We start from the raw sequence: 13,033 nt of genomic DNA on the forward strand, positions 1-13,033 counted from the left end.
GCCCACCCCATGCTGACCGTGCCGAGAAGCGCAGGGCCTGGGGTGGGTGCGTGTGCCGCAGGACACACGCACTTCGTGATCTGNNNNTTGGCCGCAGGCCGAACGCAGCGAGTTCTGCGGCACCACCCCAGGCCCGAGCATCGCAGGTTGCCCCGTTCGCCCATCGGGCGAGCGGGGACACGGGCTGTGGGGTCGCCTTTTCTTTGGTGACTTTCTTTTGGCGACGCAAAAGAAAGTTACTGCGCCGCCGGGCGCACATCCCGGCTCCCGCGCCAGGCACAGACACTCCGTCACCAGAGCGACCAGCCCATCGAATGACCTGCAGCCGCCAGGCTGAGACCCGGCCTGCGCCCCTAGCAAAGAAACAGAACCAACCACAAGAAAACTCAAGCCGCCTGGTGCAACCGCCGCTCAACGAAAGAAGAACCTTCCAGACGACGCAACGCCTTGGCAGCCGCCAACACGCCCAGATCCACCAAAGGCTCCAGCAACACCACCGTCATGTAAGCAGCCCCGAACGTCGCAATGCTCTCCAGATTCGCAGAGCCAACACCCGCACCGTAGATCGCCCAGAAAGCCACCCACATCACGATCCCACCCTGGTACGCCACCGACAACTTGAACGTCTGCGCATACGTCATGTCCACATACGCCATGCTTTCCGGCACGATGCGCTTGGCAATCGCCGCCGTCGCGAACAACGGCACCAGCAAGGTGGTGACATTCATCCCGTACTGCGGCAGATCCTGCTGCGCAAAGAACACGCTCTGGATCAACAACCCGCCCGCCAAGCCGATGGCCGCCGGCGCAGCGCCGAACAGCAGCAGCAAGGTGGTGCCCAGGATCAGATGCACCTCGGACACCCCCACCGGGTGGTGCGGCAGCAACTCGAAGAACGCAAACACCAGCGCGATCGTGAAGACCGAGCGTGCCAGCAGGGCCAAGGGGCCCTCTTTCTTCACCATGTCGAGCGCCAGCTTGCCGGCGTACAGCAGCGCCGTGGCGCCCGTGGCATAGCTCAGGAAGATCTTGGTGGTATCCACCAGCCCGGGTTCGATGTGCATGGCACGGCTCCTTGGTTAAAACAAATGAAAGAGAGAAAACAAAAACAGCGATCAGCGCGGCAAGGCCACCCACTGCCCCAGCAGCGCGTGCACCGCGATGCGGTTGTCGAAAACGGCTTCCAGCGCGCGGTGGGTGACAGGCTCATCACAACCCCCCTGGTGGGTGATGCGGCCCTGGGCCATCACCACCAGATCGTCGGCCTGCAGGGCCAGCGACACCTCATGCAGCACGCTGACCACTGTGTTGCCGGCAGCGACCAGGGCACGCACGGTGTGCAGCCAGTCGGTCTGGTGCGGCGGGTCGAGGTTGGCCAGGGGTTCGTCCATCAGCAGCACCTGGGCCTGCACGGCCAAGGCGCGGGCCAGCAGCACGCGCTGGCGCTCGCCGCCTGAGAGCTGCGACAGGGGGCGGTCGCGCCAGTCCCAGGCCTGGGTCGTGCGCAGGGCCTGCTCCACGGCGGCATGGTCGGCGGGCGACGGCGGGGCCAGCCAGGGCTGGTGCGGCAGGCGGCCGAGCATGGCCACGTCGTAGCTCGTCAGATCGTCGGCCGAGCCCTCGTTCTGGCCCAGCCATGACAGCTGGCGGGCGCGCTCACGGGCCGGCACCTGGCTGAGCATGCGGCCGAGCAGCGCCACATGGCCATCGACATGGCCGCGCGGCAACAGGCCGGCCAGCACCTTGAGCAAGGTGGACTTGCCCGCGCCGTTGGGCCCGACGATGCTCGTCCAGCGGCCCTCGGGCAGGTGCAGGTCGATGCCGTGCAGCACCTGTACCCCGCCCACGCGCGCGGTGATGTGGTGGGCGCTGAGCGCAATGCCCTTCACAGGCCGCCCCCGTGCGCGGTGCGCCGGTGCATCAGCCACAGCAGGTAGGTGCCGCCCAGCGCCGCGGTGAGCACGCCCACGGGCAGCTCCTGCGGCGCCAGCATCCAGCGCGCCAGGATGTCGGCGGCCAGCAGCAGCACCGCGCCCATGAGGCTGGACAGCAAAATGTGCCGCTCGTGCGTCACGCGCACCATGGAGCGCACCAGGTGCGGCGCCGCCAGGCCGACAAAAGCGATCAGCCCGGTCTGCGCCACGGCGGTGCCGGTGGCCAGCGCCATGGCGGCCACCAGGCCGGCACGCATGGGCCCGAGCGGCAGGCCCAGGCTGGCGGCGGTGGACTCGCCCAGCGTGAGGCCGTCGAGCGCGCGCGCCAGCACCCAGGCCAGCAGCGCGCACAGCGCCCAGGCCGCGCCCATCAGCGCGCAGGCGATCCAGCCGACAAAGGCCGTGCTGCCCAGGATGAAGGCCTGCATGGCCTGCAGGATGTCGGGCGAGGCCAGCTCGACCAGGTCGCGCAGGGCACCCAGCACCACGCCCACGATGACGCCGGCCAGCAGCAGGCGCAGCGTGTGCTGCACGCCCTTGGCCAGCACCAGCGTGAGCACCACGGCCCCGGCAGCACCGAGAAAGGCCATGCCGGTGATGCCGATGCGCGCCATCCACTGCGCGGCCACGGGCGATACGCCGAACATGGCCATGGCCACCGCGCCGCCCAACGCCGCGCCCGAGGCGCTGCCCAGCAGGTACGGGTCGGCCAGCGGGTTGCGGAACAGGCCCTGCGCCACCGCGCCGGCCAGGCCCAGCAGCGCACCGGCCAGCCAGGCGCCCAGGGTGCGGGGCAGGCGGATGTCCCACACGATCTGGCGGGCCACCGGGTCGTCGCCCATGTGCACCAGGCTCTCCAGCCCCGTGCTGCCTACGGCGATGCCCAGCACCAGCAGGACCAGGCTGGCCAGCAGCAGCCACAGCGCGCACCAGGCTGCGCGGCGCCGGCCCGCAGCCGAGGGGATCAGGAAGGCTTTTTCAGCAGCAGTCATCGTGCCTTTTCGGTCAGGCAGCGCGCCATGATGCGCGCGGCCTCGGCCATGCGCGGGCCGGGGCGCACCACCACGTCGGAGTCGCCGGGGCCGAACACGCAGATGCGGTCATCGCGGATGGCGCGCATGCTGGCCCAGCCGGGGTACGGCACCATGGCCTGCATGCTGCGGTTGCCGATCATGATCACATCGGGGTTGGCGCGCACCACGTACTCGGGGTTCAACCGGGGGAAGGGGCCGAGCGATGCGGGCACCACATTGCGCGCGCCCAGGCGGGTCAGTGTCTCGCCGATGAAGGAGGACTCACTGGCCGCATACGGCCCGCGGCTCACCTCGAAGTACACGCGCGTGCCACGCGCCTTGGGCGGCAGCGACTGGGCCGCTGCCTGCACGGCCGCATCGATCACGCGCCACAGCCGGTCGGCGCCCTCAGCCTTCGGCACACCCAGCACCTGGCCCACCACGCCGAGCACACGGCGCACGTCGGCATGGGTCTTGGGCTCCAGCACCACGACCTTCAGGCCCAGGGCCTCCAGGCGCTCGCTGGCGCGCGAGCTCATGGCCAGCAGCACCACATCGGGCTTCACGGCGACGATGGCCTCGATGCTCGGGTCGATCCCGCCGCCCAGCTTGGGCAGCCTGTTCACCGACTCAGGCCAGTTGGAATAGCGGTCCACCCCCACCAGGCGGTGGCATTGGTCGAGCTCGCAGACGCTCTCGGTCAGCGAGGGCAGCAGCGTCACGATGCGCTGCGGCGGCTGGGGCAGCGACACCACGCGGCCGCGGTCGTCCGTCACCTGCACGGGCTGCGCCTGCGCCAGCCCCGCCATGAGCAGGCCCAGCACCACGATGATGGCGATCACCCAGAGGATGCGGCGCACGGGGGTCGGGGTCATCCGCGCGGCTCCTTCAATGCCAATGGCAGGCCGGCCGCCATCAGCGTCACGCGCGGGCACGCCTCGGCCACCTGCTGGTTCAGCGCGCCCAGCGCATCGACGAAGGCCCGCACCTCGCGCCCCAGGGGGATGACCCCCAGGCCGATTTCGTTGCCCACCATAACCACGGGGCCGGGGGCTTGCTGCAATGCGGTGAAGAAGTGCTGGCGCTGGGCCGCCCAGTCGCTGTCCAGGGCGTCGCGGTCCTCACGGCCCATGGTCTCGGCGCCCGCCGGCATGGTCCAGTTGGTGAGCCACAGGGTCAGGCAGTCGACCACGACCAGCGTGTCGGCACTGCCGAGCTGGCGCAATGCGCCAGCTAGGTCGCGCGGTTCTTCCAGAGTGGCGAGGCCGGGCGCGCGCTCTGCGCGGTCGCGCTGGTGGCGGGCGATGCGCTGGCGCATCTCCTCGTCCCAGGGCTGGGCCGTGGCGACCAGCACGGCACGGTGCGCGGGCGAGCGGGCCAGCCAGTCGCGCGCGATCAGCTCGGCTCGGCGCGACTTGCCGCTCTTCTGGCCGCCGAGGATGAATTCGGTGGTGATGGTGGATGGCAGGGTCGTCATGCGGGCACGCCCTCCTCGCCCAGCAAGTGCGCCACCGCTGCGGGGGCGGATGCAAACCAGGCGTGGAAGTAGCTCGCGTGGATGCTGCCCTGGCGGTACAGCGCCTCACCGGCATCGGGCGCAGGCGCCACATCAGGGCGCGCTGTGCGACCCACCACGGGCACCGTGGTCTGGGCGGTGGAGTAATGGAAGGTGTGGCCGCGCAGCGTGTGCCCCGCCACCGTGAGGTGCTGCGGGCCCAGCGCGGCCAGCCGCTTTTGCATGGCCACGCGGCCGGGCAGCAGGCCCCATAGCGGCTGCTGCGCGCCATCGGCCAAAGTGATCGATTCGAACAGGGCCATCATGCCCCCGCATTCTGCCCACACGGGCTTGGCCGCAGCCACATGGGCGCGCAGGCTGGCCTGCATGGCGGTATTGGCTGCGATGGTGGCGGAATGCAGTTCGGGGTAGCCGCCGGGCAGCCATACGGCTTCGCAGGCGGGCAGCGCGGCATCGTGCAGCGGCGAGAAGAACACCACCTGGGCGCCCATCTGCGCGAGGCACTGCAGGTTGGCCGCGTAGATGAAGCAGAAGGCCTCGTCGCGGCCCACGGCCACGGTGCGGCCAGCCAGCAACGCGGGCACAGGCACGACCGCTGCGGGCGCGGGGAAATCCACCGCCCAGCGCTGCAGATCATCCAGGGTCATCTGGCCGAGCAGAGTGGCCGCCAGCGCATCGGCTGCGGCATCCAGGCGCTGCATGGCATCGTGCAGCTCATGCGCCACCACCAGGCCCAGGTGGCGCTCGGGCAGCAGCGGTGCCGATGCCTTGGTGGCGACATCGCCGGGCGCCACGCGCATCAGCGCGCCCATCCAGTCGTCGGCATCCTGCAGGCCATCGCGCAGCATGTCGGCATGGCGTGCCGACCCCACGCGGTTGGCCAGCACGCCAGCCCAGGGCAGGCCCGCGCGGTAGTGGCGCAGGCCAAAGGCCAGTGCGCCGAAGGTGCCGGCCATGGCGGCGGCATCGATCACCGCGAGCACAGGCACGCCAAAGCGCTGCGCGAGGTCGGCCGCGCTCGGCGTGCCGTCAAAGAGGCCCATCACGCCTTCGATCAGGACCAGGTCGCTCTCTTGCGCGGCCTCGTACAGGCGCTGCGCGCAATCGGCCTCGCCATTCATCCACAGGTCGAGCTGGTGCACGGGTGCACCGCTGGCGAGCTGGTGCCAGTGCGGGTCGAGGAAATCGGGGCCGCACTTGAACACCCGCACCCGCCGGCCCTGGCGCGCATGCAGGCGCGCCAGGGCCGCGGTGACGGTGGTCTTGCCCTGGCCGGATGCCGGGGCGGCGATCAATATCGCCGGACAGCGTGCCGGGGTGACCATTCTTCTTGCTTCCCTTCCCTGCTCTCTCTCGTTGTGCTTGCGCTTACTGCGGCGCCCACTTCACGCCCACATAGACCGCACGGCCGGGGGTGGCGTAGGTACGGGCCAGCTCATAGTTCTTGTCGGCCGCGTTATCGAGCCGCGCCATCAGCGTGAAGTCGCGTGCGATGCGCGTGCTGGCGTACAGGTTGAACAGGCTGTAGCCGCCCAGCACAAAGGTGTTGGCCACGGTGTCGAAACGGCGGCCCGAGGCCTGCACCTCGGCGCCCACGGTCCAGCCGGCCAGCTGCGTGTCGGCGCCCAGGGTGCCGTGGCGCTTGGCGCGGCGCGCCAGCATCTTGCCGGTATCGAGGTCGCGCGGGTTCTGCAGGTCCAGCGAGCCGCGCAGCTGCACGCTGCCCAGGCGGTAGGAGCCTGCGAAGGTCACACCCTTGTACTCGGCACGCGCCACGTTCGCATAGCAACCTTGCGTGGAGGGGCAGCGCCCGGCGGGGCCGAAGACGATCAGGTCCTGCACGCGGTTGCGGTAGGCAGTCACCGAGAAGCTGCTCGAAGCCTGCGCCCAGCGCAGGCCCAGCTCGGCGTTGCGGCTGCTCTCGGGGTTCAGGCTGCCCGTGCCGTATTCGCTGAAGCGGTGGTACAGCGTGGGGGCGCGGAAGGCCGTGCCCACCGATGCCGTGGCGCGCCACTGCGGTGCAAAGGTGTAGCCATAGGCCAGGCTGCCCGTGCCCTTGCCGCCGAACTCGCTGTCCGAGTCGTGGCGCACATTGGCCTGCAGCGTGTGGGCACCGGCGGTATAGCCGTAGCCCAGCGCCAGCGCGTCCTGCGAGCGCTTGCGGTCTATGGGGGCGTTGTCCAGGCGGTCTTCACGGCGCTCCAGCGCTGCCGTCACCAGGTGCGGGCCCTGGCGCCATTCGTTCTGGAACAGGTAGCCGCGCAGCCGCGTTTCGGTCAGGTAGAAGGCAGGGGTGGTCTGGTACTCGTCGCGCGAGTCGGTGATCTGCACGCGCGTCTTGTACTGCGGGGTCCACTGCGCCTGCCAGTTCAGGCCCAGGGCGTGCAGCTGGTGCTGGTTGCGGTCGTCCTTGCCAAGGCCGCTGTCGTAGCCACTGTCCAGGTCGTTGGCGAGCAGCGTGGCTTCCAGCCGGTGAGTAGCGTTGACCTGCAGGCCCACGCGGGCGCTGGCCGAGGTGCTCTCATAGCCGTCGCGGTCGGGGTTCTGCGTGGCGACGGTGCGGGCGTTGAAGCCCTTGCTCTCCTCGCGTGCGATGCCCAAGGCGTAGTCGATGGTGCCGCTGGCACCGCTCACGCCGGCCTCGGCCTTGCGTGTGCCGTGGTTGCCAAAACCGATGCCCACGTAGGGCGCCACGCCCTGCTCGCCGCGCTTGGTGAAGATCTGCACCACGCCGCCCATGGCGTCGGAGCCATACACCGCGCCGGCCGGGCCGCGCAGCACTTCGATGCGATCGATCTGCGCCAGCGGGATCGACTCCCACGCCGCGCCGCCGGTGGATTGCGAGTCCATGCGCACACCGTCGATGTAGACGGCCGTGAAGCGCGACTCCGCGCCGCGCAGGAACACGCCGGTGGTGGTGCCGGGCCCGCCGTTGCGCGAGATCTCGATACCGGGCACGCGTGCCAGCACGTCGGCCAGGCCCGTGGCGCCGCTGGTCTCGATGGTCTGGCGGTCGATCACGGTCACGTCGGCCACCAGGTCGGACAGGGGCTGCGGCGTGCGCGTTGCGGTCACCACAGTTTCGCTCAGCGAAGGCGCGCGCAGATTCTGCGCCAGCAGCACAGCGCCATTGGCACCGGCCTGCTGGGCCTGGGCGGCGCAGGCACCGAGCACAGCCAACGCCACCAGGGCGGGACGCAGGCACAGGGGCTTGGCGATGGACGCAGCAAGGCACGCACGGGGGGTACGGATTTTCATGGGGCGAATCGTCAGCAAACAAACCCGTGCCGGCCTCCCGCCAGCGAAATGGGTGATACGGCTGCGCGTGCCCTGCAATCCAGGGCGCATGCAACCACCGTGTTGGCCGGTATCCGGGCTGGCGGAACACTCCCCAACGCCTTCCCAGGTGCTTGTTCAAGGCACCCAGTGGCATGTGGCTGGAGAGAGAAGCCCGAAGGCTTCGTCCGCTGACCGTTGCGGGGGCAGCGCAGGCTCGGCGCGCCATGCGTGGCGCCACCTCCCTGCTTCCCGTTGAACTGCAGCATGTGAACCACACCGCGAGCACCAACCCGGTGATTTTACGACCGTTTACAACCCGCCGTCCTACAATCGGTGGCTGTATGGCAACAACACCATCGACCACTGACCAGATCGCCGAGCGCGTGGAGCGCCTGCTGGTGCGCCACGCCGAACTGCAGCGCACCAACGCCCTGCTGTCCGAGCAGGTGGCCGCACTCACCCAGGAGCGCGACTCCCTCAAATCCCGCCTGAGCGCAGCGCGCTCGCGCGTGGACGCCCTGCTCGAGCGCCTGCCCCAGGCCCCTCCCGCGAAAGACGCCGCATGAAGCAAATCGAGGTGCAGATCCTGCAGCAAAGCTACCTGCTCAGTTGCCCCGAGGGGCACGAGAGCCGGCTGCTCGATGCCGTGGAGCGCGTGGACACCGCCATGACCCGCATCCGCGATGCCGGCAAGGTGCGTGCCCGTGAACGCATCGCGGTGCTGGCCGCCCTGAACCTCGCCTTCGAGATCGCCGACCGCGAAGCCGCCGACCTCGCCGAGGCGGCCGACCACCCCCACCCCGTGCCCATGGCCACCCCCATGGCGATGGGCGACGACATGCCGGCGCCCCCGCCGCAGCGCAGCGCCAGCGGCGTGCAGGAATCGCTGCTGCCACCCGATGCGGACGAGGCCCTGCGCCTGCAAAGCCTGGTGCAGCGCCTGGACCAGGCCCTGGGCGAAGACGGTCGGCTGCTGTAAGGCCAGAAAGCGCCGCGCCGCACGCTATCAGCGGCACACATTCTGGAGATTTTCTTTACATCGCCTAACGGCTGCAAAGGGCATTTTCAGCGTCTACAATAAACGTGTCTGCGGTGCCGCCGGGTCTTATATTTCCTTGAACCAATGCTCAACGAGCACGGGCTTGGTACATCGCCAGGGGAGCGTGATCATCTCGCGTCAGATGAACCCAACACCTGGCTGCCCTCGCCCACCTGAACCCCCGGTTCAGGATGAGGGTCCGGTAGCAATACCGCAGACACCTATTCCCGAAATGGCTGCCGGAGCGATCCGGCAGCCATTTTTTTCGGCCCTGCATTCGCCTGCATCCTGCCAACAAACTGTTCCACCGCTCCAGGTCTTCCACCCCCATCCATGCAAACCCGATCCACCATCCGCCAGGCAGTCTGCTGCTGCGTGCTTGCCATGATCGCGTTGCCCGTGCTGCCCCAGACCGGTGCCGCCAAGTCAGTGCACCGCGCCACGCTGTACGACGCCGCCGTGTTCAATGACCGCGCTGCGGTGGAACGGCTCCTGGCCCGCGACCCAGCCAGCGTGAACCAGGGGGACGCCGCAGGCTTTACGCCGCTGCACGGCGTGGCCGGCGAAGAGCACACCGCCATGGCCCGCCTGCTGATCGCGCGCGGCGCCAACGTGAATGCGGCCAACCGCGAAGGCACCACGCCGCTGCATTTGGCCGCCTACCCGGAGATGGCAAAACTGCTGGTGCAAGCAGGCGCAAAAATCGAGGCCCGCGACCACGGCGGCAACACCCCGCTGCATTCCGCCACCGAGCACCCGGAGATGCAGGACGTGATGGCGCAGTTGCTCAAGCTGGGCGCCAACCCGAATGCGGCCAACAAGGCTGGCGAAACACCGCTGGATGTGGCGCTCACGAGGCAGGAGCGCGGGAAGGTGGCGCTGCTGCGTCGCCACGGAGCGCAGCCACGCAAGGCGAAGTAGCCAGACCCCTGCGGCCCGGCAAGCCCCGCGCTCTACAATTCCTGCCGCATTGCCGCACCTTCCCGCCCCCTCCATTTCCATCTGCCACCTCCCCATGCTCGACCCCCTCCTGATCGTTGAACTCGGCGTCCTCGGCCTGTGCACGGGCTTTCTCGCGGGGCTGCTGGGCATTGGCGGCGGCATGCTGATGGTGCCCTTCCTGACCTACATCCTGGGCGCGCGCGAAGTCGCGCCGGACCTGGCAGTGAAGATGGCCATCGCCACCTCGATGGCCACCATCGTCTTCACCTCCATCTCCAGCGTGCGCGCGCACCACAAGCGCGGTGCGGTGCGCTGGGACATCGTCCAGCGCCTGGCGCCGGGCATCGTGATCGGCGGCTTCGCGGCCAGCCTGGGCATCTTCGCGCTGCTCAAGGGCTCGTCGCTGGCGATCTTCTTCGCGCTGTTCGTGAGCTTCTCGGCCAGCCAGATGCTGCTGGACAAGAAGCCCGCGCCCACGCGCCAGATGCCGGGCACCGGCGGGCAACTGGCCGCGGGTGGGGTGATCGGTTTCCTGTCGGGCCTGGTGGGTGCCGGCGGCGGCTTCGTGAGCGTGCCCTTCATGACCTGGTGCAACGTGGCCATCCACAATGCCGTGGCCACCAGCGCCGCACTGGGCTTTCCGATCGCGCTGGCCAACGTGGTGGGCTATGCCGTCAGCGGGCAGACGGTGCAGAACCTGCCGCCCGCCTCGCTGGGCTACATCTGGCTGCCCGGCCTGGCCGTGATCGCGGTGTGCAGCGTGCTCACCGCACCGCTGGGCGCCAAGGCTGCACACAACCTGCCGGTCAAGCAGCTCAAGCGCGTATTCGCCAGCCTGCTGTTCTGCCTGGCCGCGTACATGCTCTACAAAGGCCTCTCAAGTATCTGAGGGCCAGCGCCGATTGATGCCGTGCGGCCCGCAAAAACGCCTCCTTCGAGCCCTCTGCGGCGGCTTTGGTCCGCGCCTGGTCTACGCGGCAAGCTGCTCTGCAAACTGGTAGAGCGAGCGGATCCGCCCTGCCTCGTCCAGTACCAGCAGGTCCAGCCCGCGCGCTTCAATTGGGCCTCCCACGCGGGGCAGCATCTCCCAATGGAATTTGACAAGGTGGTTGTGGCTATCGGCATTGCCGCGGGAGCGAAAGATGAAGTCGCGCTGGTGCACCCACTCCATGTGGGCCCTGTCCACGCGCGCGGCGATCTCGCCCAGGCCTCGGGCGGTGAAATTGCGGGTGATGTTCTCGGCCCCGGGTGCCCACAGCCGCTCCACGATCGCCCGCCGCCGTGGGGCATCGGGTTCGTGCCACATGGCCAGGTACTCGGCAATGAAACTGTCTAGTGGCTGCTGCATGAATCTCTCCCGGTGGCTTCCATGGAAATGACGACCTTGCCGAACGACTGGCCGCGCTCGAAGTGGCGGTACGCCTCTTGGGCTTGCGCGAATGGGAATACGCTGTCGATGACGGGCCGTATCTGGTGCTCCGTGAGGGCCCGGTTCATCGCCTCGAAGCTGTCGCGATTGCCGACGAACACGCGGCGGATGGTGGCCATGCTGGCGCCGTAGGCCTGCGAGGAGATCTCGATGTTCGCCTTGTGCACGCCGCGCGCGATCAACAGCATCACCTGGCCATGCAGGCCCACCGCACGAATGGACTGCTCAATGGTGTCAGCCCCGAAAGTCTCCACCACCAAGTCCACCCCCGCGCCGCCGGTGACCGCGCGCACCGCCTTGCCCCACTCGGGCTCATGGCAGTAGTTGATGACTGCATCCGCACCCAGTGCCTTGAGCCGATGGCCCTTCTCGTCGCTGGAAGTGGTGGCGAGCACCCGCGCACCCATGGCCTTGGCCAGCTGCAGCGCGAACAACGAGACGCCACCCGAGCCCAACACGAGCACCGTCTGCCCCGCCACAATGGGTACGGCGCCTGCGACACAGTTCCACGCCGTAACCCCGGCGCAAGGCAGCGTGGCGGCCTCTAGCCATGTCAAGTGAGCGGGCACGCGCACGGCCCACTCTTCATGCAGTACTGTGTACTCGGCAAGCATGCCGTCGAGCGTGCAACCCAGCTGGTCAAACACGTCGTAGCCGATGGGACCACTCTTCCAGCGCGCGAAATAATTGCCCGCCACGCGGTCGCCGATAGAAAAGCGTTTGACATGCCCGCCCACGGCTACCACCTCCCCCGCGCCGTCCGATAGCGGCACCACGCCGGACCTCGCGGCGATGGGGTACGTGCCCGCCTGGATGAACAAGTCGCGCTTGTTGAGTGATGCGGCCTTGACGCGCACAACAATGTCGCTGGGGCCTGGCGTGGGCACCTCGCGCTCCTGCGCCGAGATGCCGTTGGGGTGGAGGAAATAAGTTTGCATGGGGTGCATTCTTAGGCCCGCTACCTGGGCTGTCGATAACGTCGCAGGTTATTGCCGCCACGAAACGAAACGTTATTCTTGGAGCCATGAAGACTGCATCGCATTTTGGCCCGCAACTCAAATCATGGCGTGCCATGCGCGGGCAAAGCCAGATGGATCTGGCGTTGGCTGCGGGCGTCTCCACACGCCACGTGAGCTACCTGGAAACCGGCAAGGCCCGCCCCAGTCGCGAGATGGTGGCGGTGCTGACGAAAGCCATGGACCTGCCCCTGCGCGCGCGAAACCAGCTGCTGGCTGCTGCCGGCTTCGCGCCGCTCTATACCGAAACGCCAATGGACGGACTCACACTCGGACCCGTGCGCGACGCGCTGCAGTTCGTACTTCAGGCCATGGAGCCCAATCCCACCTTCATCGTCAATCGCTGTTACGACGTGGTCGACGCGAACGCAGCAGGAAGGTGGGTGCTGGCCACCTTCACCGCCGATGCCGGCAAGTGTGCAGCACCCGTCAACATGGCGCAGCTGGTCATGCGCACCGAAGGCATGCGGGGCTTCATCCGGAACCTGGAGGAAGTGCAGCGCAAGGTACTGGGCCGCCTGCGTCGCGATTTGGGCAGCGCGCATGTGCGCGAGCAACGCGACGACGAACTGCTGATGGAGATCGATCCCGTACTCAAGGCTCTGGGCGAGCCGCGCCTGCCGGTCGAGACACTGCCACTGATCTCAGGATTGAACTTGAAACGAGACAGCATCGAGCTCAATCTTTTCACCACCATTGCCACCATAGGCACGGCGCAAGACGTAACGTTGCAGGAGATGCGGATCGAGACATTGTTTCCAGCCGATGCAGCGACGCGGACCGTACTTGCCGAACGCCCGCCCCTGGCAAGCAGGCTTGCGGGCTGAGAAGGTCGATTGCTTGCACCACTGCTGGCAGATCGGCG

14 protein-coding genes and 1 riboswitch are annotated in these 13,033 nt (G+C 68.2%); of the genes, 5 read left to right on the top strand and 9 right to left on the bottom strand.

The features are described 5' to 3' along the window. Positions 1-386: 386 nt before the first annotated feature. The 7 genes from ASE28_RS00845 to ASE28_RS00875 are packed head-to-tail and all read right to left on the bottom strand — an operon-like array spanning position 387 to position 7,721. Positions 387-1,064 carry an energy-coupling factor ABC transporter permease gene (locus ASE28_RS00845; RefSeq protein WP_057263840.1) on the bottom strand — a complete coding sequence of 226 codons (678 nt, stop codon included), beginning with the start codon at positions 1,062-1,064 and terminating at the stop codon, positions 387-389. Between the two features lie 51 nt (positions 1,065-1,115). Then, on the bottom strand, positions 1,116-1,889 hold the full coding sequence (locus tag ASE28_RS00850; protein ID WP_057263842.1) for an ABC transporter ATP-binding protein: 774 nt from the start codon (positions 1,887-1,889) through the stop codon (positions 1,116-1,118). Beyond that, entirely contained in the window at positions 1,886-2,926 is a 1,041-nt protein-coding gene (locus ASE28_RS00855; protein ID WP_057263844.1) for an iron ABC transporter permease, read from the bottom strand. Before ASE28_RS00855 ends, ASE28_RS00850 begins: the two co-directional genes overlap by 4 nt. Beyond that, complete coding sequence (locus ASE28_RS00860) at positions 2,923-3,822, bottom strand: ABC transporter substrate-binding protein (RefSeq protein ID WP_057263847.1); 900 nt, start codon at positions 3,820-3,822, stop codon at positions 2,923-2,925. The genes ASE28_RS00855 and ASE28_RS00860 overlap by 4 nt, the downstream gene beginning before the upstream one ends. Then, a complete protein-coding gene (locus ASE28_RS00865) occupies positions 3,819-4,424 on the bottom strand; it encodes a bifunctional adenosylcobinamide kinase/adenosylcobinamide-phosphate guanylyltransferase (protein WP_057263849.1) in 606 nt (201 codons plus the stop codon). The genes ASE28_RS00860 and ASE28_RS00865 overlap by 4 nt, the downstream gene beginning before the upstream one ends. After that, complete coding sequence (locus ASE28_RS00870; protein ID WP_057263851.1) at positions 4,421-5,788, bottom strand: cobyrinate a,c-diamide synthase; 1,368 nt, start codon at positions 5,786-5,788, stop codon at positions 4,421-4,423. The genes ASE28_RS00865 and ASE28_RS00870 overlap by 4 nt, the downstream gene beginning before the upstream one ends. Positions 5,789-5,831: 43 nt before the next feature. Continuing rightward, a complete protein-coding gene (locus ASE28_RS00875; protein WP_057263853.1) occupies positions 5,832-7,721 on the bottom strand; it encodes a TonB-dependent receptor domain-containing protein in 1,890 nt (629 codons plus the stop codon). Positions 7,722-7,807: 86 nt separating this feature from the next. After that, positions 7,808-8,047: riboswitch (cobalamin riboswitch) on the bottom strand. A 36-nt stretch (positions 8,048-8,083) separates the two neighbouring features. Here ASE28_RS00875 and ASE28_RS00880 point away from each other — a divergent pair. From ASE28_RS00880 to ASE28_RS00895, 4 genes are all read left to right on the top strand, one after another. Next, positions 8,084-8,308: a hypothetical protein gene (locus tag ASE28_RS00880; protein ID WP_007858570.1), complete on the top strand. Its 225-nt coding sequence runs from the start codon at positions 8,084-8,086 to the stop codon at positions 8,306-8,308. After that, positions 8,305-8,721: a cell division protein ZapA gene (locus tag ASE28_RS00885; RefSeq protein WP_057263855.1), complete on the top strand. Its 417-nt coding sequence runs from the start codon at positions 8,305-8,307 to the stop codon at positions 8,719-8,721. The genes ASE28_RS00880 and ASE28_RS00885 overlap by 4 nt, the downstream gene beginning before the upstream one ends. 393 nt (positions 8,722-9,114) lie before the next feature. Beyond that, the gene (locus ASE28_RS00890) at positions 9,115-9,702 is read left to right on the top strand and encodes an ankyrin repeat domain-containing protein (RefSeq protein WP_082607803.1); all 588 of its coding nucleotides are present in this window, start codon (positions 9,115-9,117) and stop codon (positions 9,700-9,702) included. 94 nt (positions 9,703-9,796) lie between these two features. Beyond that, entirely contained in the window at positions 9,797-10,612 is an 816-nt protein-coding gene (locus ASE28_RS00895; RefSeq protein WP_057206337.1) for a sulfite exporter TauE/SafE family protein, read from the top strand. Between the two features lie 81 nt (positions 10,613-10,693). Here ASE28_RS00895 and ASE28_RS00900 read toward each other — a convergent pair whose 3' ends face one another. Both ASE28_RS00900 and ASE28_RS00905 read right to left on the bottom strand, forming a co-directional pair. Continuing rightward, positions 10,694-11,071, bottom strand: a complete 378-nt coding sequence (locus tag ASE28_RS00900; RefSeq protein ID WP_057206339.1) for a hypothetical protein — start codon at positions 11,069-11,071, stop codon at positions 10,694-10,696. After that, the gene (locus ASE28_RS00905) at positions 11,056-12,090 is read right to left on the bottom strand and encodes an NAD(P)-dependent alcohol dehydrogenase (protein ID WP_057263859.1); all 1,035 of its coding nucleotides are present in this window, start codon (positions 12,088-12,090) and stop codon (positions 11,056-11,058) included. The genes ASE28_RS00900 and ASE28_RS00905 overlap by 16 nt, the downstream gene beginning before the upstream one ends. Before the next feature lie 86 nt (positions 12,091-12,176). Here ASE28_RS00905 and ASE28_RS00910 point away from each other — a divergent pair, with 86 nt between their 5' ends. Continuing rightward, entirely contained in the window at positions 12,177-12,995 is an 819-nt protein-coding gene (locus ASE28_RS00910; protein WP_057263861.1) for a helix-turn-helix domain-containing protein, read from the top strand. Positions 12,996-13,033 lie beyond the last annotated feature (38 nt).

It is taken from the genome of Acidovorax sp. Root219, from assembly GCF_001428665.1.
In the GTDB taxonomy this organism is placed as follows: Bacteria; Pseudomonadota; Gammaproteobacteria; order Burkholderiales; family Burkholderiaceae_C; genus Acidovorax.

Bases quoted from the DNA above. Each gene is read 5' to 3' on its own strand.
- ASE28_RS00880 (WP_007858570.1), top strand. From the start codon at position 8,084: ATGGCAACAACACCATCGACCACTGACCAGATCGCCGAGCGCGTGGAG.
- ASE28_RS00910 (WP_057263861.1), top strand. From the start codon at position 12,177: ATGAAGACTGCATCGCATTTTGGCCCGCAACTCAAATCATGGCGTGCC.
- ASE28_RS00905 (WP_057263859.1), bottom strand. From the start codon at position 12,090: ATGCAAACTTATTTCCTCCACCCCAACGGCATCTCGGCGCAGGAGCGC.
- ASE28_RS00895 (WP_057206337.1), top strand. From the start codon at position 9,797: ATGCTCGACCCCCTCCTGATCGTTGAACTCGGCGTCCTCGGCCTGTGC.
- ASE28_RS00845 (WP_057263840.1), bottom strand. From the start codon at position 1,064: ATGCACATCGAACCCGGGCTGGTGGATACCACCAAGATCTTCCTGAGC.
- ASE28_RS00865 (WP_057263849.1), bottom strand. From the start codon at position 4,424: ATGACGACCCTGCCATCCACCATCACCACCGAATTCATCCTCGGCGGC.
- ASE28_RS00900 (WP_057206339.1), bottom strand. From the start codon at position 11,071: ATGCAGCAGCCACTAGACAGTTTCATTGCCGAGTACCTGGCCATGTGG.
- ASE28_RS00890 (WP_082607803.1), top strand. From the start codon at position 9,115: ATGCAAACCCGATCCACCATCCGCCAGGCAGTCTGCTGCTGCGTGCTT.
- ASE28_RS00870 (WP_057263851.1), bottom strand. From the start codon at position 5,788: ATGGTCACCCCGGCACGCTGTCCGGCGATATTGATCGCCGCCCCGGCA.
- ASE28_RS00855 (WP_057263844.1), bottom strand. From the start codon at position 2,926: ATGACTGCTGCTGAAAAAGCCTTCCTGATCCCCTCGGCTGCGGGCCGG.
- ASE28_RS00860 (WP_057263847.1), bottom strand. From the start codon at position 3,822: ATGACCCCGACCCCCGTGCGCCGCATCCTCTGGGTGATCGCCATCATC.
- ASE28_RS00875 (WP_057263853.1), bottom strand. From the start codon at position 7,721: ATGAAAATCCGTACCCCCCGTGCGTGCCTTGCTGCGTCCATCGCCAAG.
- ASE28_RS00885 (WP_057263855.1), top strand. From the start codon at position 8,305: ATGAAGCAAATCGAGGTGCAGATCCTGCAGCAAAGCTACCTGCTCAGT.